This window comes from Serratia sp. GW822-FHT06D09 (assembly GCF_058799515.1).
In genome coordinates this window covers 628,655-646,820 of record NZ_JBXALO010000001.1, presented here as the reverse complement: position 1 = coordinate 646,820, position 18,166 = coordinate 628,655, and the positions used below count along the sequence as shown (strand labels likewise).

Annotated in this window: 19 protein-coding genes; 8 read left to right on the top strand and 11 right to left on the bottom strand. The window is 58.4% G+C overall.

The window, feature by feature from the left end; all coding sequences use genetic code 11:
• Positions 1-56: 56 nt before the first annotated feature.
• Positions 57-1,085, top strand: a complete 1,029-nt coding sequence (locus AC1RKG_RS02945) for a transporter (protein WP_020827027.1) — start codon at positions 57-59, stop codon at positions 1,083-1,085.
• Here the strand turns inward: AC1RKG_RS02945 and AC1RKG_RS02940 are convergent, their stop codons facing one another.
• The 9 genes from AC1RKG_RS02940 to AC1RKG_RS02900 all read right to left on the bottom strand — a co-directional run bounded on the left by AC1RKG_RS02940 (position 1,086) and on the right by AC1RKG_RS02900 (position 8,542).
• Positions 1,086-1,619: an SRPBCC family protein gene (locus AC1RKG_RS02940; RefSeq protein ID WP_046373455.1), complete on the bottom strand. Its 534-nt coding sequence runs from the start codon at positions 1,617-1,619 to the stop codon at positions 1,086-1,088.
• Between the two features lie 3 nt (positions 1,620-1,622).
• Entirely contained in the window at positions 1,623-1,970 is a 348-nt protein-coding gene (locus tag AC1RKG_RS02935) for an ArsR/SmtB family transcription factor (protein WP_020827025.1), read from the bottom strand.
• 88 nt (positions 1,971-2,058) lie between these two features.
• On the bottom strand, positions 2,059-3,285 hold the full coding sequence (locus AC1RKG_RS02930) for a Zn-dependent hydrolase (protein ID WP_259218657.1): 1,227 nt from the start codon (positions 3,283-3,285) through the stop codon (positions 2,059-2,061).
• Complete coding sequence (locus AC1RKG_RS02925; protein ID WP_493181979.1) at positions 3,282-3,773, bottom strand: L-2-amino-thiazoline-4-carboxylic acid hydrolase; 492 nt, start codon at positions 3,771-3,773, stop codon at positions 3,282-3,284. Before AC1RKG_RS02925 ends, AC1RKG_RS02930 begins: the two co-directional genes overlap by 4 nt.
• 28 nt (positions 3,774-3,801) lie before the next feature.
• A complete protein-coding gene (locus tag AC1RKG_RS02920; protein WP_020827022.1) occupies positions 3,802-4,962 on the bottom strand; it encodes a branched-chain amino acid ABC transporter substrate-binding protein in 1,161 nt (386 codons plus the stop codon).
• 34 nt (positions 4,963-4,996) lie between these two features.
• Positions 4,997-5,710, bottom strand: coding sequence for an ABC transporter ATP-binding protein (locus AC1RKG_RS02915; RefSeq protein ID WP_493181977.1), 714 nt, complete (start codon positions 5,708-5,710; stop codon positions 4,997-4,999).
• Complete coding sequence (locus AC1RKG_RS02910; protein ID WP_493181975.1) at positions 5,703-6,473, bottom strand: ABC transporter ATP-binding protein; 771 nt, start codon at positions 6,471-6,473, stop codon at positions 5,703-5,705. The genes AC1RKG_RS02915 and AC1RKG_RS02910 overlap by 8 nt, the downstream gene beginning before the upstream one ends.
• Positions 6,470-7,582 carry an ABC transporter permease subunit gene (locus AC1RKG_RS02905; protein ID WP_493181973.1) on the bottom strand — a complete coding sequence of 371 codons (1,113 nt, stop codon included), beginning with the start codon at positions 7,580-7,582 and terminating at the stop codon, positions 6,470-6,472. The genes AC1RKG_RS02910 and AC1RKG_RS02905 overlap by 4 nt, the downstream gene beginning before the upstream one ends.
• Positions 7,583-7,591: 9 nt before the next feature.
• Positions 7,592-8,542, bottom strand: coding sequence for a branched-chain amino acid ABC transporter permease (locus AC1RKG_RS02900; RefSeq protein WP_493181972.1), 951 nt, complete (start codon positions 8,540-8,542; stop codon positions 7,592-7,594).
• A gap of 172 nt (positions 8,543-8,714) precedes the next feature.
• Here AC1RKG_RS02900 and AC1RKG_RS02895 point away from each other — a divergent pair, with 172 nt between their 5' ends.
• The 3 genes from AC1RKG_RS02895 (at position 8,715) to AC1RKG_RS02885 (ending at position 11,993) form a co-directional block, all read left to right on the top strand.
• Positions 8,715-9,623, top strand: a complete 909-nt coding sequence (locus tag AC1RKG_RS02895) for a LysR substrate-binding domain-containing protein (protein WP_046373462.1) — start codon at positions 8,715-8,717, stop codon at positions 9,621-9,623.
• Positions 9,624-9,707: 84 nt separating this feature from the next.
• Positions 9,708-11,588, top strand: coding sequence for a potassium transporter Kup (locus AC1RKG_RS02890; protein WP_115058755.1), 1,881 nt, complete (start codon positions 9,708-9,710; stop codon positions 11,586-11,588).
• 102 nt (positions 11,589-11,690) lie between these two features.
• Positions 11,691-11,993, top strand: coding sequence for a cupin domain-containing protein (locus AC1RKG_RS02885; protein ID WP_048758784.1), 303 nt, complete (start codon positions 11,691-11,693; stop codon positions 11,991-11,993).
• Here AC1RKG_RS02885 and AC1RKG_RS02880 read toward each other — a convergent pair whose 3' ends face one another.
• On the bottom strand, positions 11,994-12,578 hold the full coding sequence (locus tag AC1RKG_RS02880; protein ID WP_122079444.1) for a TetR/AcrR family transcriptional regulator: 585 nt from the start codon (positions 12,576-12,578) through the stop codon (positions 11,994-11,996).
• Positions 12,579-12,719: 141 nt separating this feature from the next.
• Between AC1RKG_RS02880 and AC1RKG_RS02875 the strand changes: the two genes are divergently transcribed.
• From AC1RKG_RS02875 to AC1RKG_RS02865, 3 genes are read left to right on the top strand one after another with little or no spacing between them, the layout of a single operon-like run.
• Positions 12,720-13,775 (top strand): sugar phosphate isomerase/epimerase family protein, encoded by a 1,056-nt coding sequence (locus AC1RKG_RS02875; RefSeq protein WP_020827013.1) that lies wholly within the window; start codon positions 12,720-12,722, stop codon positions 13,773-13,775.
• A gap of 29 nt (positions 13,776-13,804) precedes the next feature.
• Positions 13,805-14,701, top strand: a complete 897-nt coding sequence (locus AC1RKG_RS02870; RefSeq protein ID WP_234529208.1) for an alpha/beta fold hydrolase — start codon at positions 13,805-13,807, stop codon at positions 14,699-14,701.
• Positions 14,691-15,599 carry an alpha/beta hydrolase gene (locus AC1RKG_RS02865; protein WP_493181969.1) on the top strand — a complete coding sequence of 303 codons (909 nt, stop codon included), beginning with the start codon at positions 14,691-14,693 and terminating at the stop codon, positions 15,597-15,599. Before AC1RKG_RS02870 ends, AC1RKG_RS02865 begins: the two co-directional genes overlap by 11 nt.
• A 52-nt stretch (positions 15,600-15,651) precedes the next feature.
• On the opposite strand, the gene AC1RKG_RS02860 is transcribed toward AC1RKG_RS02865, so the two are convergent.
• Complete coding sequence (locus AC1RKG_RS02860; protein ID WP_493181968.1) at positions 15,652-17,085, bottom strand: NAD-dependent succinate-semialdehyde dehydrogenase; 1,434 nt, start codon at positions 17,083-17,085, stop codon at positions 15,652-15,654.
• A 213-nt stretch (positions 17,086-17,298) separates the two neighbouring features.
• Here AC1RKG_RS02860 and AC1RKG_RS02855 point away from each other — a divergent pair, with 213 nt between their 5' ends.
• Positions 17,299-18,126, top strand: coding sequence for an AraC family transcriptional regulator (locus AC1RKG_RS02855; protein WP_129940646.1), 828 nt, complete (start codon positions 17,299-17,301; stop codon positions 18,124-18,126).
• Positions 18,127-18,166: the final 40 nt, after the last annotated feature.

The following is an 18,166-nucleotide window of genomic DNA, read 5'->3' as shown; positions in this document are numbered from 1 at the left end:
GATATAAAGACTGAGATTGATTAATTCATGCGTGCGGTTATTCGGGACAAAGGTTTATGGCTCAAACGGTTGCGGAAAAATTACACAAACTTGATTTTGACGATGAGGTCACCGGGCTGATTTACGGCCACGTTTTTCGTACGTCAGAGCCACCGCAGCGGGTCTCTTCGCAGCAGGCCTGCCAGGCCTATCAGACGCTGTCGCCGGGGGAGGGATTTATCTGGCTGCATCTCAACCTGAATCATGCCGCGGCGGAAAAATGGCTAAAAAACCACTTCGAGATTTCTGAGTTTTTCTTTGACGAGATCCGCCACGGTTCTCATACCACGCGCATAGAGCGTCAGGGAGAAGATCTGTTCGCGGTGCTCAATGACGTAATCTTCCACCCGAAAGAGAACAACCCGGAGATTGCGACGCTATGGCTGTATTGCCGTAGCGGCCTGGTGGTCACGGTGCGGCACAAACCGCTGCGTTTGATTGAGCGGCTGCTGGGCCGGCTGGGGCCGCTGCAGTTGGCGTCTTCTACCGAATTGCTGGCGCATTTGCTGGAAGAGCAGGAAGAGGTGCTGGAGCAGGTGGTGCGGCAGGCCAACCAGTACGTCGATACCATTGAAGATCGCCTGCTGAGCAACCATGTGAAACGCAACCGCACCGAACTGGGCAGAATGCGCCGCATGCTGCTGCGTTTTCAGCGTCTGCTGGCGCCGGAGCCCGCGGCGCTGTTTCGTTTGCTGAACCGGCCACCGACCTGGCTGAGCCGGGACGTGGTACAGGATCTGCGGCAATTTACCGAAGAGTTCACGGTGGTGCTAAACGATCTCGCCAGCTTGACCGAACGCATTCGCTTGTTACAGGAAGAGATAGGCGCCAAGCAGATGGAACAGAACAACCGCACGCTCTACACCCTGACGGTGATCACCGTGTTGGCACTGCCAATCAATATCGTCGCCGGCTTCTTTGGCATGAACGTGGGGGGGATCCCGCTGGCCAGCAACCACCACGGCTTTGTTTTGCTGGTGTTGCTGGTCGGCGGCTTTACGCTGGTTACCGGCTATCTGGCTTTCAGACGCCGGGATGAAGGCTGATCACAGTCTGGCCCGGTACTCTTCTTCCAGGCGAGTGTGAGTGCTCCAGAACGGCTGCGGCTGACGATTGTGCAGACGATCGACCAGGATATCCAGGTGGGTATGCCAGCCCCCGGCCACGCTGAGCATTTCATCACGGTTGGCCAGGCGACGGTGGGTGACCGTCAGCAGCACGGCTTTGCCCTGTTCGGTCAGTTCGAAGGTCACCTCGGAAGGGCGGCTTTGCCCCTGTTCAGCCCAGGTAAAACTCAGCAGCCGCGGTGGGAAAAGGCAGGTGATATGGCCGACGTTGCTGACGCTGCAGCTTAGGTGCTTATATTTGGCCGGCGTTTGCTCGTGTTCGCCGGTCAGATCGGAATTGCGAAACACCAGCTCTACCTGGGCGCCGTTTTCCAGCTTCATTTCGCCGGCGGCCAGCCAGGTGGCGCGTTTGTCGGATTCCGTCAGATAGGCCCAGACCCGTTCGATAGGGCCGGGCAGCAGCCGCTGAATACGCAGCGTGCCGGTTTCAATAATCATGCCGTAGTCGTTCATGGTTCACTCCTTGGGAGGATTCGGTTCCGGTTGCAGCAGCGCTATTTCCAGCGCGTCCAGCCGCTCAGTCCAGAAATGCTCGTAGGTTTGCAGCCATTGCATGGCCTGCGCCATAGGCTCGGGTTCAAGCCGGCAGATATGGTTTCTTCCCTGCACGGTACGCTGCACCAGCCCAGCAAGCTCCAGTGCTTTGATATGCTTGGAAGCGCCGGCAAACGACATCTGCAACGGCGCGGCCAGTTCGCCAATGCTGTGCTCGCCACCGGCCAACGACCGCAATATTGCGCGGCGTGTCGGATCGGAGAGCGCATGGAAAATGGCGTCCAGCTGTGAGGAAGATAATTTAACCATATGGTTGAATATAGAACAGGCAGGCTGATATTCAACCAGTTTGTTGAATATTTTTTCTGGCTCCGACAAACAGGCCGGAGCCAGGGGATCAGGCGTGAGTTTGCGCCAATATGGCATTGAGCAACACGTTGGCACCGGCGGTCGACCACGCCGGGGAGATGTTTTCCAGTTCGTTGTGGCTGATGCCGTCCACGCAGGGGATAAATATCATCGCCGTAGGGGCTACCCGGTTCAGGTAACAGGCGTCATGACCGGCACCGGAAACCATATCCCGGTGCGAATAGCCCAGGGTCTTGGCGGCCTGCCGCACGCTGTCGATACAAGCTGGATCAAAACGTATCGGCTGATATTGGAATATACGCTCGGCATGGGCATTTAGCCCATCGACGCCCACTTCGGCCACCGCAGCCAGCAAACGTTGTTCCATCTGCGCCAATACGGCCTCTTGCGGGTGGCGGAACTCGACGCTGAAAAACACCTTGCCCGGCACCACGTTGCGGGAGTTGGGTGTGATTTGCGCCATACCTACCGTGGCACGGGCATCCGGCATAAAGTCGTTACCGATATCATTGACCGCCTTGACCATGGCGGCGAAGCCGAGCAGGGCGTCGCGCCGTCTATCCATCGGCGTCGTACCCGCATGGGCGCTGAACCCGGTGATCTCCAGTTCATACCAGCGCTGCCCCTGTGCGGCGGTCACCACGCCAATCTCAATGTTTTCCGCTTCGAGGATCGGCCCTTGCTCAATGTGCAGCTCAAAGGCGGCGTGAATCGGCGTGTTGCCCACCGGATGCTCGCCGGCGTAGCCGATTTGCTGCAAGGCTTCGCCGATGCTGGTGCCCTGTACATCCTGGCGCGACAGGCCGTATTCCAGCTCGAACACGCCGGCAAATACCCCAGAAGAGATCATTGCCGGCGCAAAGCGTGCGCCTTCTTCATTCGTCCAGTTAATGACTTCCACCGCACGTTCGGTTGCGATTTGTCGATCGTTCAGGGTGCGGATCACCTCCAGCCCGGCCAGCACGCCGTAAATGCCGTCGAAACGGCCGCCGTTGGGCTGGGAGTCAACGTGGGAGCCGGTGACCACCGGGGCCAGATCCGGGCGAGTGCCTTCACGGCGCAGGAACATATTGCCCATGCGGTCGATGCGTACGCTGCAGCCGGCCTCCAGGGCCCACTCGCGCAGCTGGTTGCGCGCCATGCGGTCTTCTTCGCTTAGGGCCAGCCGGGTCACGCCGTCTTTCGGGATAGCCCCGAACTGCGCCATGTCGAGCAGGCTTTGCCACAGGCGTTCTCCGTTTACTCGATGCGTCACTTTTTTTCTCCCTGCGCTTTGGTGGCATAGCGAAAATCGCAACAGGGCGCGCCGGACATGATGGTCTGGGTGCGCTGCAGTTCGACCTCGGGCGCGTAGCCGACGATAAACTGGCTGTCGCGCGCGCAGGACAGCAGATGGCCGATCTCACCCAGCCCCATCTGATGGTACATCTCGGCATAGCGACAGCGGGTGACGTCATAGTCAAAATGCTGCTCGTCCTGGTAGATCACCTTCACCTGCAGCGCATCGTCTTTTTCCCACAGGTACTGCAAGGCGGCGAAACTTTGCAAATCCGCGCCATTCGGCTCCTGCGCGGCGAAGTTTTTGCCGGCTTCAATGGCGGCATTTTCGATGGCTTCGCCAATCACCGCCTGGGCGCGCTCTTTGCCGATTTCGCGCACCAGAATCTGGTAGATCGGTTTGATGATTTCCGCTTCTATGCGGCGCCGTGCCAGAATACCCAACTCGTTTTTTGCATCGCTCATCACCTTGCTCCTCATTGCTTGCGGATTTTTATTGTTTTTTTGCGCCGCCCAATACGGTCTGCGGCTGCCATTTGCCGTCAACCACCCGGTACAGGGTGAAGCTCGGCTGTTGCAGGTTGCCCTGCGAATCGAATGCAATGGTGCCGGTGACGCCCTGATAATGAATGGCTCGCAGCTTCGGCAGATAATCGGCCGGATCGGCGGATCCCGCCTGCTCGATGGCGGCAATCAGTACCCGGGTGGCGTCGTAGGCGAACGGCGCATGCAGTTCGATATGGGTTTTATAGCGGTCGCGATAGGCCTGCTCAAAGGCTTTGCCGCCGGGCATTTGCTCCAGCGGTAAGCCAGGCTCCAGGGCTACAACGCCTTCGCCTTCTTTCTGCGCCAGCGTCAGGAAGGTCTGGCTAACGAAGCCACCGGCCCCCATCAGCGGGGTGTTCATGCCCAACTGTTTGATACGGCGCGCCAGCGGCGCTGCCTGTGAGTCTACGCCGCCGAAGAAGATCAAATCGGCGTTCTTGCTGCGCACGGTGGTCAGCACCGCGCTGAAGTCGACGGTCTTGTCGTCGACATATTCACGCGCCACCGGCTGGATACCCTGAGCCGCCAACGACTTGATGAATTCATCCGCCAGTCCTTGCCCGAACGCGGTGCGGTCGTCAATCACCGCAATGCGCTTGGCTTTTAGCTGTGTGACGGCATAGATCCCGGCGTAATTACCGCCATCGTCGTCATGGCCCATGACGCGGAAGCTGGTATCAAACCCTTGTTGAGTATAGCCATGGCCGGTGGCGACCGGCGCAACCTGGGCAATACCGGCGTCGTGGTAAATACGCGCCGCAGGAATGCTGGTGCCGGTGTTCCAATGGCCGACCACACCGACCACGCCTTCGTCGACCAGACGTTGTGCTACCGCTACGGCGGTGCGCGGATCGGATTGATCGTCTTCGGACAACAATTTAAAGGTGACCGCTTTACCGTTCAGCGTGGGTTTCTGGGCGTTGGCATCGGCGATCGCCAACTGAGCGCCGTTTTCCAAATCTTTGCCAATACGGGCGGAAGGGCCGGTTAAAGGACCGGCCAGGCCGATCAGAATGGTTTCATCGGCCAGCGCCGACGAGGCGGCACCCAGGCTGACCAGAATAGCGGCGGCCAACGCCAGCGGCTTGAAGCGAGTTATGTTGTGCATGTAAAACTCCCGGTGTGGTTAAAAGTAAAAACGGTTATTCGCCCAAATAGGCTTGTTTGATTTTTTCATCGTCCAGCAGGTCGGCAGAGCGGCCGCTATGGTTCAGATTGCCGCTGTCCAGTACGTAAGCGCGATCGGTCGACGCCAGCGCCAGCCTGGCGTTTTGTTCAACCAACAGTAGCGTGACACCGTCACTCGACAGGCGTTTGATAACCTCAAAAATGGCCTCAACCACGATAGGCGCCAAGCCCATAGAAGGCTCATCCAGTATGAGCAGGCGCGGGCGGCTCAGCAGCGCACGACCGATCGCCACCATCTGCTGCTCACCACCGGAAAGTAATCCGGCCTGTTGACGCAGCCGTTCGCGCAAGCGAGGGAAAAGCGCGCAAACCTGCTCCAAATCCAGTCGAACCGCCGGTTTGTCAGAGCGTGAATAAGCGCCAAGCTGCAGATTCTCCAATACCGTCATGCGGGCGAAAATCCCGCGGCCTTCCGGCACCATCACCAGCCCCTGCTGCAGCAAGCGATGCGGGGGTACGCCGCGAATGGAAAGGCCGTCGAACAGGATTTCTCCTTCAAACGGCTGCAGGCCGGTCAGAGCGCGCAGGCTGGAGGTCTTGCCCGCGCCGTTGGCGCCGATTAACGTCACCTGTTCGCCGCTGTTCACCGTAAAATCGATGCCTTTCACCGCATGAATCCCGCCGTAAGACACTTTTAAATTTTTAACGCTGAGTAAGGGCTCAGACATGGGCAGCGCCTCCCAGATAAGCGCGGATCACCGCGGGCTCATGCCTTACCTGTGCCGGTTCGCCTTCGGCGATGACTTTGCCGTAGTCGAGCACCGTCATGCGGTCGCACAGCCCCATCACCAGCTTGACGTCATGCTCGATCAGCAACAGCGTTTTGCCACTGTCTCGAATGCGTAGCAGCAGATCGCGCAGTGCCACTTTTTCGGCCGCGTTCATCCCGGCGGCGGGTTCATCCAACGCCAACAATTTGGGCTCGGTCGCCAATGCCCGGGCGATTTCCAGCCGGCGCTGGTGGCCATAGGAAAGATCGCCGGCGCGATAATGCGCGAACTGACTGATGCCGACGTAGTCGAGCAGCGCGTGGGATTTTTCCCGCGTGGCCTGTTCTTCCTGTCGGGCGCGCCGATGGCGTGAAATCGCTGCCCACAGGCCGTTGCGGGTGCGCAAGTGGCAGCCGACCATCACGTTTTCCAGCACGCTCATCTCATTGAACAGGCGCAGGTTTTGGAAGGTGCGGGCGATACCGGCCTGTGCCACCTTATCGATAGCCTGCGGCTTGTAGCGTTGATCATGCAGGCGGAATTCGCCGCTGTCGGCGCGGTACAGACCGGTGATCAGGTTGAAGCAGGTGGTTTTGCCGGCACCGTTGGGGCCAATCAGGCCGTAAATCTCTCCCTGACGGATGCTGATACTGACATTGTCCACCGCGGTTAATCCGCCAAAGCGTTTACTGACGTGACTGAGCGTGAGAAGCGGCGTCATAAAGTGGCCCCCTGTGGATGACGTGCGGGCCACAGGCCTGCCGGGCGATACAGCATCACCAGAATCAACGCCAGCCCGTAGAACAGCTGACGGATGATCTCCGGATCGATCCACACCTGGCCGAACAGGGCCTGTTGCAGCGGCCCCATGGTGCTGCGCAGCAGTTCAGGCAAGGCGGCCAGCAACAAGGCGCCGAGGATCACTCCGGGGATATGGCCCATGCCGCCCAATACCACCATCGCCAGTACCGCGATGGATTCTTGCAGCGTAAAGGACTCCGGTGAGACAAACCCTTGAAATGCTGCGAATAAAGCGCCGGCGATGCCGCCAAAAGTGGCGCCGATAGCGAATGCCAACAGCTTGAAATTACGCGTATTGATGCCCATCGCCCGTGCCGCGTCTTCATCTTCGCGGATGGCGGTCCAGGCCCGACCCACCCGTGAGTGTTGCAGACGAAGACAGATAAACAGGATCAGCAGCAGCAGGGCGGCGAACAGGTAGTAATAGAGGTACAGTGACGAAAAGCGGAAACCGAACCACTGATGCATACCCGAAAACTTCAGGCCAAACAGTGAAACCGGATCGATGCCGGAGATCCCTTTGGGGCCGTTGGTGATGTTCAGCGGCCGGTCCAGATTGCGCATCAGAATGCGGACGATCTCGCCGAAGCCCAAGGTGACGATCGCCAAATAGTCTCCACGCAGTCGCAGCGTCGGTGCGCCCAGCAGAATGCCGCACAGCGCTGCCAATACTGCCGCCAGCGGGATCAGCAGCAGGATCGACAAATGCAACCCATCGGGGAACCACTGCAACAGTATTGGAAACTGCTCGATCAGGTGGGGTGACGACAGCAGAGCGGTCAGGTAGGCGCCTACCGCGTAAAAAGCGATAAACCCCATGTCCAGCAAACCGGTTAGGCCAACCACGATGTTCAGCCCTAACGCCAGCATCAGGTAGAGCAAGGCAAAATCAATCACCCGCACCCAGTAGTTACCACCGGCGGCACCGGCCACCCAGGGGGCAAGCAGCAGGCCGAGCATAAACAGCGCCACGCCGAGTCTGGCGCGGCCAGGGGAATCGGTTTGCTGTAGGTGAGTCAAAACAGTCATCTTGTATCCTCAGGCGCGGGTGGCGACGCGTTCGCCCAGCAGGCCGGATGGGCGAAATACCAATACGGCGATCAATATCAGGAAGGCGAAAACGTCTTGATAATTACTGCCGAAGGTGCCCCCGGTCAGTTCGCCGAGATAACCGGTGCCCAGCGACTCGAACAACCCCAGCAACAGGCCGCCGAGCATGGCGCCGCGCAGGTTGCCGATACCGCCCAATACGGCGGCGGTGAAGGCTTTGATGCCCGGCAGGAACCCCATGGAGAAACCGGCATTGCCGTAGTTGCTGGCCATCATGATGCCCGCCACGGCCGCTAAAGCACCGCCGAGGGCGAACGTCAGAACAATGATGCGGTTGGGGTCTATGCCCATCAGGCCGGCAACCTGCGGGTTTTCCGCCGTGGCGCGCATGGCGCGGCCAAAGCGCGAGTGTTCGACCAATAGCAGCAGCCCGGCCATCACCAGCAGCGCGATAGCCAGCGTGGCAATACCGGTACCGGTGATCACTGCCGGCGCGTGGTTGGCTCTGCCAGACGTCAGGGCGATGGGCTCCATGGGCAACAGTTGCGGGAACATTAAGGGATTGCGTGACCAGATCAGCATCGCCAGCGTTTGCAGCAGCAGAGAAACGCCAATCCCGCTGATCAGCGGTGCCAGGCGCGGGGCATTGCGCAGACGGCGATAGGCCAGACGCTCAATACTCATCGATACCAGCGAGCAGACCGCCATGGCGATCAGCGCCGCCAGCAACAGCGTGACGTAAGGTGATAGCGTCGGGAAATGATGTTGTAACACACCGATGGCGGACAACGCGCTCAGCGCGCCGACCATCAGCACATCGCCGTGGGCAAAATTGATGATGCGCAGAATGCCGTACACCATGGTGTAACCCAGGGCAATCAATGCATAAATGCTGCCAAGCATCAGTCCGTTGACGGTCTGCTGTACCAGTGTATCCATAGGAAGGAGTCCCGAAAAATAATGATTCAGGAAGCTCACAGTAGAGAATTAAAAAAAATTGTAAAATACGGAAAAATAATTTCTTATACAGAAAATGTGTGTTTTTAATTGTTTGATTTATTTGTATATTAATTTTTAATCAGCGGCGATTTTTCAGCAAAATAGTCAACATATGAAAAAAACAGAACAATACAATGCGTCGTTACCCAATGATCCACCGCTGCGCGCCGTGCGGGCATTTGAGGCTATCGCGCGTTTGGGGAGCATCAGCGCCGCGGCGCTTGAGCTGGAAATATCGCCTTCGGCGGTGAGCCATCAGCTCAAAACGCTGGAGGCCTTTCTGCAAATGCCGCTGACCGAACGCCAGGGGCGCCGGTTAATATTACGCAGCGAAGGACGGGACTATTACCGTTCTATCCGCTCGGCATTTAACGTATTGCGTCAGGCAACCGAGCAGGTGCGCGAGCAGTCGGCTTCCCGGCAGGTCACCATCAGCCTGATCCCGTTGTTCGGCATGGGCTGGTTCATTCCGCGACTGCGCGGCTTTCTGCGCGAAAATCCCGAGATAGATATCAACGTGGTGTATGCCAATCATCGCAATTACCTCAGCGATGCCGCAGATATCTCTATCCGCTTTGGTGCGGGGCAATGGAGCGGCTATCGCAGTGAAAAACTGATGTCCGGCAAAATGGTGCCGGTATGCAGCCGCAGCTTTATCAAGCTGCACGGGCTGTTGGACACGCCGGAGCAACTTGCACCTTTGCCGTTGCTGCACGACGAAGAGCGCGCTACCTGGATGCAGTGGTTTCAGTCAGCCGGTGTCAAACGACCGCTGCGCAGTACCGGCCCAATGTTTGAAGACGGTCTGCTAACGTTGGCGGCGGTGCAGGCGGGCCTGGGCTGTGCGCTGATGCGTGAACCCCTGATCGAACCCTATCTCAACAGCGGTGAGCTGGTTAAGTTGTTCGATCTGGCGATTGACGATGGGCGCGATTACTACCTGTGCGTGCGGCAAGACAATGAACTGTCACCAGAAGGGTTGAACTTGCAGCGCTGGCTGCTGAAAGAGGCGGGGAAGTGAAGGTTCTCCCACAATATCGGCACGCGCTAACCGCCTGAATTGACTATCCTGAATAAATCGTAATGGCTTATTCAGGAAACTTCGATGAGCACAGGGAATGAACAGGAACAGACGCCGAAAATAAGCATGCCGCTGTTGGCCGGTGGCGCACTGGGGGTAGTGTTTGGTGATATCGGCACCAGCCCGTTATACACCCTGAAAACCGTGCTCTATCTCTCGGGGGATGCGCCGTCCGCGCCGGTGATCCTGGGCCTGCTGTCGCTGATTTTCTGGACGCTGGTGATCGTCACCTCGCTGAAATACGCCATGTTTGCCATGCGCATCGATAACCGCGGTGAAGGCGGCATTATGGCGTTGATGTCGTTACTGGTCAGCAAGAAAAAGGCCCGGCCGATGGTGCTGTTTGCCGGTCTGTTCGGTGCGGCGCTGATCTACGGCGACGGGGCCATTACCCCGGCGATTTCGGTGCTGTCGGCGTTGGAAGGGCTGAACATCGTACTGCCCGAGTCGAAACCCTATATTTTGCCTGCGGCGGTGCTGATCCTGGTGAGCTTGTTTGCCATTCAGCCGTTAGGGACCGCGCGTATCGGTAAAGTCTTTGGGCCTATCATGGCGCTGTGGTTTTTCTCTATCGCGGTGCTGGGTATTTGGGGCATCGTTCAGCATCCGGCGGTGCTGATGGCATTGAATCCGCTGTACGGCATCCACTTTCTGTTTTCCAACGGGCTGACCAGCTTTTTAGTGCTGGGTGGGGTGTTTCTCTGCGTCACCGGCGCAGAGGCGCTGTATGCCGACATGGGGCACTTTGGCAAAAAGCCGATTTGGCTGGCCTGGTTTGGTATCGTCTTCCCCAGCCTGCTGCTGAACTACGCCGGCCAGGCCGCGTTGATCCTCTCCGGCGCCGACGTCACCCAAAACATCTTTTTCCGCCTGTGCCCGCCGATGCTGCAGATCCCTCTGGTGATCCTGGCGACCTTGGCCACCATTATCGCCAGTCAGGCGATCATCAGCGGCGCCTTTTCCATGACTCGTCAGGCAATCCAACTGGGTTGGTTGCCGCGTTTGCGGGTGAAACAGACCACTGAGGAGAGCTACGGGCAAATCTATATCGGTGCCATCAACTGGTTGCTGATGGCGGTGACGGTTTTTCTGACGGTGTTTTTCAAGTCTTCCGACAATCTGGCCGCGGCTTACGGCATTGCGGTTTCTCTCACCATGATCATGACCACCGGGCTTTTGTTTGTGGCTATGCGCGAAGTATGGCGTTGGGGAACGCTCGCCAGCCTGTTGGTTGCCGGCGGCTTTTTTATCGTCGATCTCAGCTTCCTGTTGGCTAACCTCAGCAAAGTCATGCAGGGCGGTTATGTCCCGTTGCTGATGGCCACGCTGGTCTATGGCGTGATGTTAATCTGGCATCGCGGGGTGCTGGCGGCTTCTCGCACGCTGGGGGAAAAGAACCTGCCGCTGGCGGATTTTCTGGCGCATCTTGAAGAACGTAACATCCCAAGGGTGCCAGGCACGGCCATTTTTCTGACCCGAACGTTAAATGGTACACCGCCGGTGATGAGATGGCAGGTTAAACGCAACGGTTCGCTGCACGCCAATGTGCTGGCGCTGCACATCATGATTGTTAACGAACCGCGGGTGGCAAACGCCGAACGTTTGGTGATGCGGCAACAGTCGCCGGGTTTCTGGTGCGCGGTAGCCAGCTATGGCTTTATGGAACGACCCAATATTCCGCGTTTATTACAGCATGCGGAGGCGCAGAAAACCGGGCTGAACTTTGACGATGCTACCTATTACCTGGGCCATGAAAGCGTGGTGCGCCGTGAAGCCCGCGACCGATTGCCGGCCTGGCAGCGCAATATTTTTGCGCTGATGGTGCGCAACGGCATGCACGTGACGGATTATTATTATTTGCCCAGCGATCAGGTGGTGGAGATCAGCCGTCGGGTGCCGGTTTGATCCGTCTGGCTATAGGTTAAAAGCAAAGGTTATTTAGCCGTCGGAGCACGAGGGAGTAAATTGCCGTGGCAGCGAAGGGCGCTGCTTGCTGATGAAGGGCTTATGTCATTATTCGATCTTACCGCGCTGGCCGCCGATTTGCCGCAGGCATGGCGTTCCAGCGTACTTGGGCAGGTAGGCGCGGCCAATATCAAAGTGTTGCGGATGGATCAGCGTGAGATTGCCGAAGAGGTCCACGATTACCATGAAGGATTGCTGGTGATCGCCGGGCAACTGCGGCTTGAAGTGCAGGGTGAGGAAATCACGGTTAACGCCGGGCAACTGTATCAGGCCGCCGCTGGCGTGCCGCATCGGGTGCTGGCGGGCAGCCAGGGCACCCTGGTGATTTTTGATTTGCCGGAGTGATCAATCCAACGTGGCGAGCGCAATTTTGACCGCCGCTTCCAATCTTGCCCGGCTGACGCCATCGCGCGCCTGAATCGACAACCCGTGCAGGAAGGCGGCGAAATAGTCGCCAAGAGCATCGGCATCGGTATCGGGCGGCAGTTCACCGCTGGCGACGGCGGCGTGCAGGCGATCAATAATGCCTTGGGTGCGAAGCAGACGATGTTCCGCCAGCCAGGCTTTGATCCCGCTGTTTTCGTCGCTGACGCTGGCGGCAGAGGAAACCACCATACACCCCTGCGGCAGGTCTGCGCGGCTGTAGAGCGCCACTGCATCGTCCAGCATGCGTTTTATCGCCAGGCGCACGCTGCTTTCTTCACTGAATGCGCGATCGGCAAATCCGCCTTCATGGCTTTCGTAACTTTCGATGGCTTCACGAAACAGCAACTCTTTCGAGCCGAACGCCTTGTAGATACGGGCGGAAGCGATGCCCAGTTCGGTCACCAAATCCGACATCGAGGTGCCTTCGTACCCCTGACGCCAAAATAAATCTCGTGCTTTCAGTAACGCCTGCTCACGGTCGAATTCGCGCGGTCTGCCTGCCATTAATCAATTCCTGGTTGCCTGTCCCTCAGCGAAACAGGATCGCTTAAATCTATTGTAATACCAACGAGTTTTTAAAATTCGCTTGCTGAGAGATTCATTTAAGCCTATTGTTTGTCAATCGACAAACAATAGGAATTTACGATGAAAACCCTGAAAGGTCCAAGCCTGCATCTCGCCCAATTCAGTGACGACGCTGCCCCATTCAACAGCTTGCCGGCTATCGCTCAATGGGCGGCAGAAACCGGTTTTAAAGCCCTGCAGATCCCCGCCTGGGACAGCCGACTGTTTGATCTGGCCACCGCGGCGGAAAGCCAGACCTATTGCGACGAACTGATCGGCATGCTGGCGGAGCAGGGATTGGTAGTCAGCGAACTGACCACCCACATTTTCGGTCAGCTGATGGCGGTGCATCCGGCTTATGACGCATTGTGCGACAGCTTTGCGCCACCGGCATTGCATGGCAACCCGCAGGCGCGCAGTGAGTGGGCGCACCAGCAACTGCTGCTGGCGGCCAAAGCCTCAGCGCGACTGGGCCTGACCGAAATGGGCACCTTTTCCGGTTCGCTGGCCTGGCCTTATCTATTCCCGTTCCCGCAGCGCCCGGCGGGGCTTATCGAAACCGCGTTCGATGAGTTGGCCAAACGCTGGCTGCCGGTGCTCAACGCCTGCGATGAACAGGGGGTGAACCTGTGTTATGAAATCCACCCCAGTGAAGACCTGCACGACGGCGTGACCTTTGAAATGTTCCATCAGCGTGTTGGCGGACACCCGCGCTGCCAAATACTGTTCGATCCGAGCCACTTCGTGCTGCAACAGCTGAACTATCTGGATTACATCGATATTTATAAGGATTTCATTCGCATGTTCCACGTCAAGGATGCCGAATTCAATCCGACCGGGCGGCAGGGCATTTACGGCGGTTATCAGTCATGGACCGAGCGCGCCGGACGTTTCCGATCATTGGGTGACGGCCAGGTGGATTTCAAGGGCATCTTCTCCCGGCTGACGCAGCACGGTTACGACGGTTGGGCCACGCTGGAGTGGGAGTGCTGCCTGAAGCATCCACAGGATGGGGCCCGCGAAGGTGCCGCCTTTATTCGTGATCACATCATCAACGTGACCGACAAGGTGTTTGATGACTTCGCCGGTGCGCCGGTTGATCAACAGCAAATCAATACCTTGCTCGGCCTGCGCTGAGCCCCGCAATTCCACGACGGAGAACATCAATGACACTGCAAAATAACGGGTCCATGACCAATGGACCTGAGCCGGAACACGTCTATGCGCGGGTAAAGGGTAACCGCATCCACTGCGTCACGCTGGGCGAAGGGCAGCCGGTATTGCTTATCCCTGGCTGGCCGCAGACCTGGTTTACCTGGCGTTATGTCATGCAAGCGCTGGCGGCGGCCGGTTTTAAAGCGATAGCGGTAGACCCGCCGGGCATCGGCGATTCGGACAAGCCGATCGGGGGGTATGACACCGGCAGCGTTGCCGCGACGCTGCACCAGACCATGCTGCAACTGGGGCATGAACGTTACCAACTGATCGGCCATGACATCGGCATGTGGGTTGGCTATGCAATGGCGAGCGACTTCCCGCAGGCGGTGACGGGGCTGGTGCTGACGGAAGCGGTTATTCCCGGTCTGGCACCGGCGCCACCGATTTTTGTCCCGGCAGATCAAAATATTTTCCTGTGGCACTTCATGTTCAACCAACTGGCGGATCTGCCGGAGACGTTGACGCTGGGCCGTGAGAGGGAGTATCTCAGCTATATCTTTAACCGCTGGTCCTATCGCCGGGATCGGGTGGCGGCAGAAACCTATATTGCCGCCTATTCAGCACCGGGAAGTCTGCGGGCCGGTTTTGACTACTACCGCGCCATTCCGGAAACCATCCGCCAAAACCAGCGGCGGGCAGAGACCCGGCTAACCATGCCGGTGATGACCATTGGTGCAGAACATGCTACTGGCGACGCGCCATTCGTCACGCTGCGTGACAACGCGGTGGATCTGCGAGGAGAAACCGTGGCCGGCTGTGGCCATTTCATCACCGAAGAGTGTCACGAGGAATTTATCGCGTTGGTGATCCCCTTCCTGTCAGGGAGCCAGAACCATGCCGCTTGATCCTCAGATTGCTCGTTTTCTGGCGGAGGCTGCGCAGGCACCAGCGCCTGCATCGCTCAGTGAGATGCGGGAGGTCGCCCAGGCCGGCTTGTTGGCGCTGCAGGGTGAAGCCGAAGCCAGTGGTGGCGTCCGTGATGGTTGGGTGACTGCTGACGACGGGCAGGCTATCGCCATTCGTGCCTATACGCCGGGAGGAGCGACGCCGGGTGAGCCTCTGGCTGCGATGCTGTATGCCCACGGCGGCGGCTGGTGTCTGGGATCGCTGGCGCTGTATGACCGGCCTTGTCAGGCACTGGCCAATGCCACCGGGCGAGTGATCCTGTCGGTTGATTACCGATTGGCACCTGAGTATCCCTATCCACGGCCGCTTGAGGACGTGTATCAGGCCCTGTGCGGCGTGGTGGAAAGGGCCGATGAGTGGGGCGTTGACGTTGCCCGCATGGCGGTAGGCGGCGACAGCGCAGGCGGCAACCTGGCCGCGGCGGTGGCGTTATTGGCCCGAGACCGCAAGGGGCCGCAGATTGAGCATCAGCTGTTGCTGTATCCGGCATTGAGTCGTGCTATGGATACCGCAAGCTATGAGGAGTACGCGCAAGGGTATTATTTGACGCGGGAAGTGATGGCGTTTTGTTGGAACACCTATCTGGGCGAAGCGGACAAGCCGCAGGATCCTTACGCAGAGCCACTGCATGCCCCAAGGTTACAGCGGTTACCCCCGGCGACCATTCTCAGCTGCGAATACGATCCGTTGCGTGATGAAGCCGAGCTTTATGCCAAGCGGTTACAGGAGGCGGGCGTAGCGGTGTGTTGCGAGCGGCTGCCGGGCATGGTGCATGCCTGCATTCACATGCTGGGCTTGACCCCGGCGGCGCGGGTGTTGTTCGACAAGGTTGGCTGATAAAAAATGCCCCGTATGAATGATACGGGGCATATGTACCGGCCTGAATGGCTTAACGGCCGGCGACGGTGACGAAGCGGGTTTCCAGATAGGATTCGATCGCTTCGCTGCCGCCTTCGGTACCGTGGCCGGAGTCTTTCACCCCGCCAAACGGCGTTTCCGGCAGGCCAAAACCGATATGGTTGATGCTGAGCATGCCGCTTTCCACATCGCGTCCCAGCGCCGTCACCGTGGCGATGCTGCGGCTGTAGGCGTAAGCCGCCAGACCGTATGGCAGGCGGTTAGCCTCGGCAATGGCTTCCTCATAAGTGGTGAACGGACGCAGCAGGGCTACCGGACCAAAAGGTTCTTCAGACATCGCGCGCGCACTCAACGGCACGTCACGTAATACCGTCGGTTCGAAGAAATTGCCGACGCCCGCCACCCGGTGACCGCCGGTCGTGGCTTTAGCACCCTGGGCAATCGCATCCTTCACAAAGGCATCAATGGCTTCTACGCTGCGTTGCAGAACCATCGGGCCCATGGTGACGCCTTCCTCCAGACCATTGCCCAGCTTGATATCACGCACCGCAGCGGTGAATTTTTCAACGAAGGCTTCATAAACGCCTTGCTGGATCAGGAAACGGGTCGGGGCGATGCAGACCTGGCCGGCGTTGCGGAATTTGGCCAACGCCAGCTCTTTGGCGGCAGCGTCGAGATCGGCATCGTCAAAAATCAACACCGGCGCGTGGCCACCCAGCTCCATGGTGGCTTTCTTCATGTGCTGGCCGGCCAGTGCCGCCAAATGTTTACCCACGCGGGTGGAGCCGGTGAACGAGATTTTGCGAATGGTCGGATGCGGGATCAGGTACTCGGAGATCTCCGCCGGAGTCCCATATACCAGCGCGATAACGCCCGCTGGCACGCCTGCGTCGGCAAAGGCTCTGATCAGCTCCGCCGGTGAGGCCGGAGTTTCTTCCGGGCCTTTGACGATGATCGAACAGCCTGCTGCCAGCGCGGCGGACAGTTTGCGTACGATCTGATTAATCGGGAAGTTCCACGGGGTGAAGGCGGCAACCGGCCCAACCGGCAGCTTGAGGGTTTGCTGCTGCACATCGCGACTGCGGGACGGGATAATTTGGCCGTAGGTGCGGCTGGCTTCGCCGGCAAACCAGTCGATCACGTCCGCCGAATTGAGAATTTCAACCTTGGCCTGCGCCACCGGTTTGCCTTGTTCCTGACTCATGATGGCGGCGATCTTCTCGGCGCGCTCACGCAACAATGCTGCGGCCTTGCGCATCAGGTTTGCACGCTGATAGGCGGAGGTGTCGCGCCAGACTTTAAAACCGCGTTCGGTTGCGTCCAGTGCCAGATCAAGATCGGCTGCGGCGGCATGCGCCACGCTGCCAATCACCTCCTCGGTCGCGGGGTTGGTGACCGGCGTGGTTTTGCCGGCGACTGCGTTACGCCATTGTCCGTCGATATAGAGTTGAGTATCTGGATACATTGTTGCCTCTTACTTTCAAGGGGTTAAAAACGGGTTTCCCGTTCTGCAGCGGGATAATCAAGACGCCGGTGCCGGCTTGCTGACGCCGGGCGCTGAGTAAAATACCCTACGCTGAATGAGTACCAGCGTCCAGAGAACCGCGTTACGCACTACTCAAAACCTGCCGCGTTGACTATCATATCGGCACCAGCGAAATTGAAGCAGGGTGGCAAGGTGCAGGGTGTTCCACAACAGTTTCCCTTTGAAAAAGACAGCGCGCAGTTTCGGCATTTGCCGCAGGTGCCGGGCGTTGAGCTTTATCACGCCCATATAGAGCGCTATGTTTTTGAGCCGCACACGCACAATGCCTTCGCCATTGGCACCGTCGATTTTGGCGCTGAACGTTTCCGCTACCGTGGCGCGCAACATTTGGCGGCGCCGGGTTCGTTGGTATTGATGAACCCGGACGAGTTGCACACCGGCGAGGCGGAAACCGCCGGCGGCTGGAATTACCGGATGCTGTATCTGGAGCCGGACACGCTGGAATTGCTGTCGGGTGAGCAGGGGTTCTGGTTTACCGAAGCGGTACGCGAGGATCCATTGGCGGCGCAGCGATTGTCCGCCACCCTGGCCGCGCTGTGGCAAGCCAAAGATCCCTTGACCATCGACGACTTGCTGATGCAGGTCATTGGCATTTTCCGCCCACACATTCAGGCGGCACGCCCGTTGAAGGCAGAGGCGGCGCACCGTTTCGATATCGTCAAAAGCTACCTGCACGATAACTTTGCCTCTGTCATTACGCTGGAGCAGTTAGCGGCGCTGGTTTCGCTCAGCCCATATCATTTTCTGCGTAAATTCAAAGCCCAATATCACGTATCCCCCCAACAGATGCTGATGGCGATCCGTCTGTCACAGGCCAAACTGATGTTGGGGCGCGGTATGCCCGCGGCCCAGGTGGCGGCAGCGGCGGGGTTGACCGATCAGGCGCATTTGACGCGCGCCTTTGCCAATCGTTACGGTGTCACGCCAGTGCGCTACCAGAAACAGGTCACCAACCGCTAAAACAGCAACCTGCTACAATATTTTCCCGCCCGAGCTCGTT

Excerpts from the sequence above, each read along its gene's own strand:
- AC1RKG_RS02925 (WP_493181979.1), bottom strand. The coding sequence starts at position 3,773 with ATGAGCGATGCAAAAAACGAGTTGGGTATTCTGGCACGGCGCCGCATA.
- AC1RKG_RS02940 (WP_046373455.1), bottom strand. The coding sequence starts at position 1,619 with ATGAACGACTACGGCATGATTATTGAAACCGGCACGCTGCGTATTCAG.
- AC1RKG_RS02875 (WP_020827013.1), top strand. The coding sequence starts at position 12,720 with ATGAAAACCCTGAAAGGTCCAAGCCTGCATCTCGCCCAATTCAGTGAC.
- AC1RKG_RS02935 (WP_020827025.1), bottom strand. The coding sequence starts at position 1,970 with ATGGTTAAATTATCTTCCTCACAGCTGGACGCCATTTTCCATGCGCTC.
- AC1RKG_RS02945 (WP_020827027.1), top strand. The coding sequence starts at position 57 with ATGGCTCAAACGGTTGCGGAAAAATTACACAAACTTGATTTTGACGAT.
- AC1RKG_RS02915 (WP_493181977.1), bottom strand. The coding sequence starts at position 5,710 with ATGTCTGAGCCCTTACTCAGCGTTAAAAATTTAAAAGTGTCTTACGGC.
- AC1RKG_RS02860 (WP_493181968.1), bottom strand. The coding sequence starts at position 17,085 with ATGTATCCAGATACTCAACTCTATATCGACGGACAATGGCGTAACGCA.
- AC1RKG_RS02900 (WP_493181972.1), bottom strand. The coding sequence starts at position 8,542 with ATGGATACACTGGTACAGCAGACCGTCAACGGACTGATGCTTGGCAGC.
- AC1RKG_RS02880 (WP_122079444.1), bottom strand. The coding sequence starts at position 12,578 with ATGGCAGGCAGACCGCGCGAATTCGACCGTGAGCAGGCGTTACTGAAA.
- AC1RKG_RS02870 (WP_234529208.1), top strand. The coding sequence starts at position 13,805 with ATGACACTGCAAAATAACGGGTCCATGACCAATGGACCTGAGCCGGAA.
- AC1RKG_RS02920 (WP_020827022.1), bottom strand. The coding sequence starts at position 4,962 with ATGCACAACATAACTCGCTTCAAGCCGCTGGCGTTGGCCGCCGCTATT.
- AC1RKG_RS02910 (WP_493181975.1), bottom strand. The coding sequence starts at position 6,473 with ATGACGCCGCTTCTCACGCTCAGTCACGTCAGTAAACGCTTTGGCGGA.
- AC1RKG_RS02865 (WP_493181969.1), top strand. The coding sequence starts at position 14,691 with ATGCCGCTTGATCCTCAGATTGCTCGTTTTCTGGCGGAGGCTGCGCAG.
- AC1RKG_RS02895 (WP_046373462.1), top strand. The coding sequence starts at position 8,715 with ATGAAAAAAACAGAACAATACAATGCGTCGTTACCCAATGATCCACCG.
- AC1RKG_RS02905 (WP_493181973.1), bottom strand. The coding sequence starts at position 7,582 with ATGACTGTTTTGACTCACCTACAGCAAACCGATTCCCCTGGCCGCGCC.
- AC1RKG_RS02890 (WP_115058755.1), top strand. The coding sequence starts at position 9,708 with ATGAGCACAGGGAATGAACAGGAACAGACGCCGAAAATAAGCATGCCG.
- AC1RKG_RS02885 (WP_048758784.1), top strand. The coding sequence starts at position 11,691 with ATGTCATTATTCGATCTTACCGCGCTGGCCGCCGATTTGCCGCAGGCA.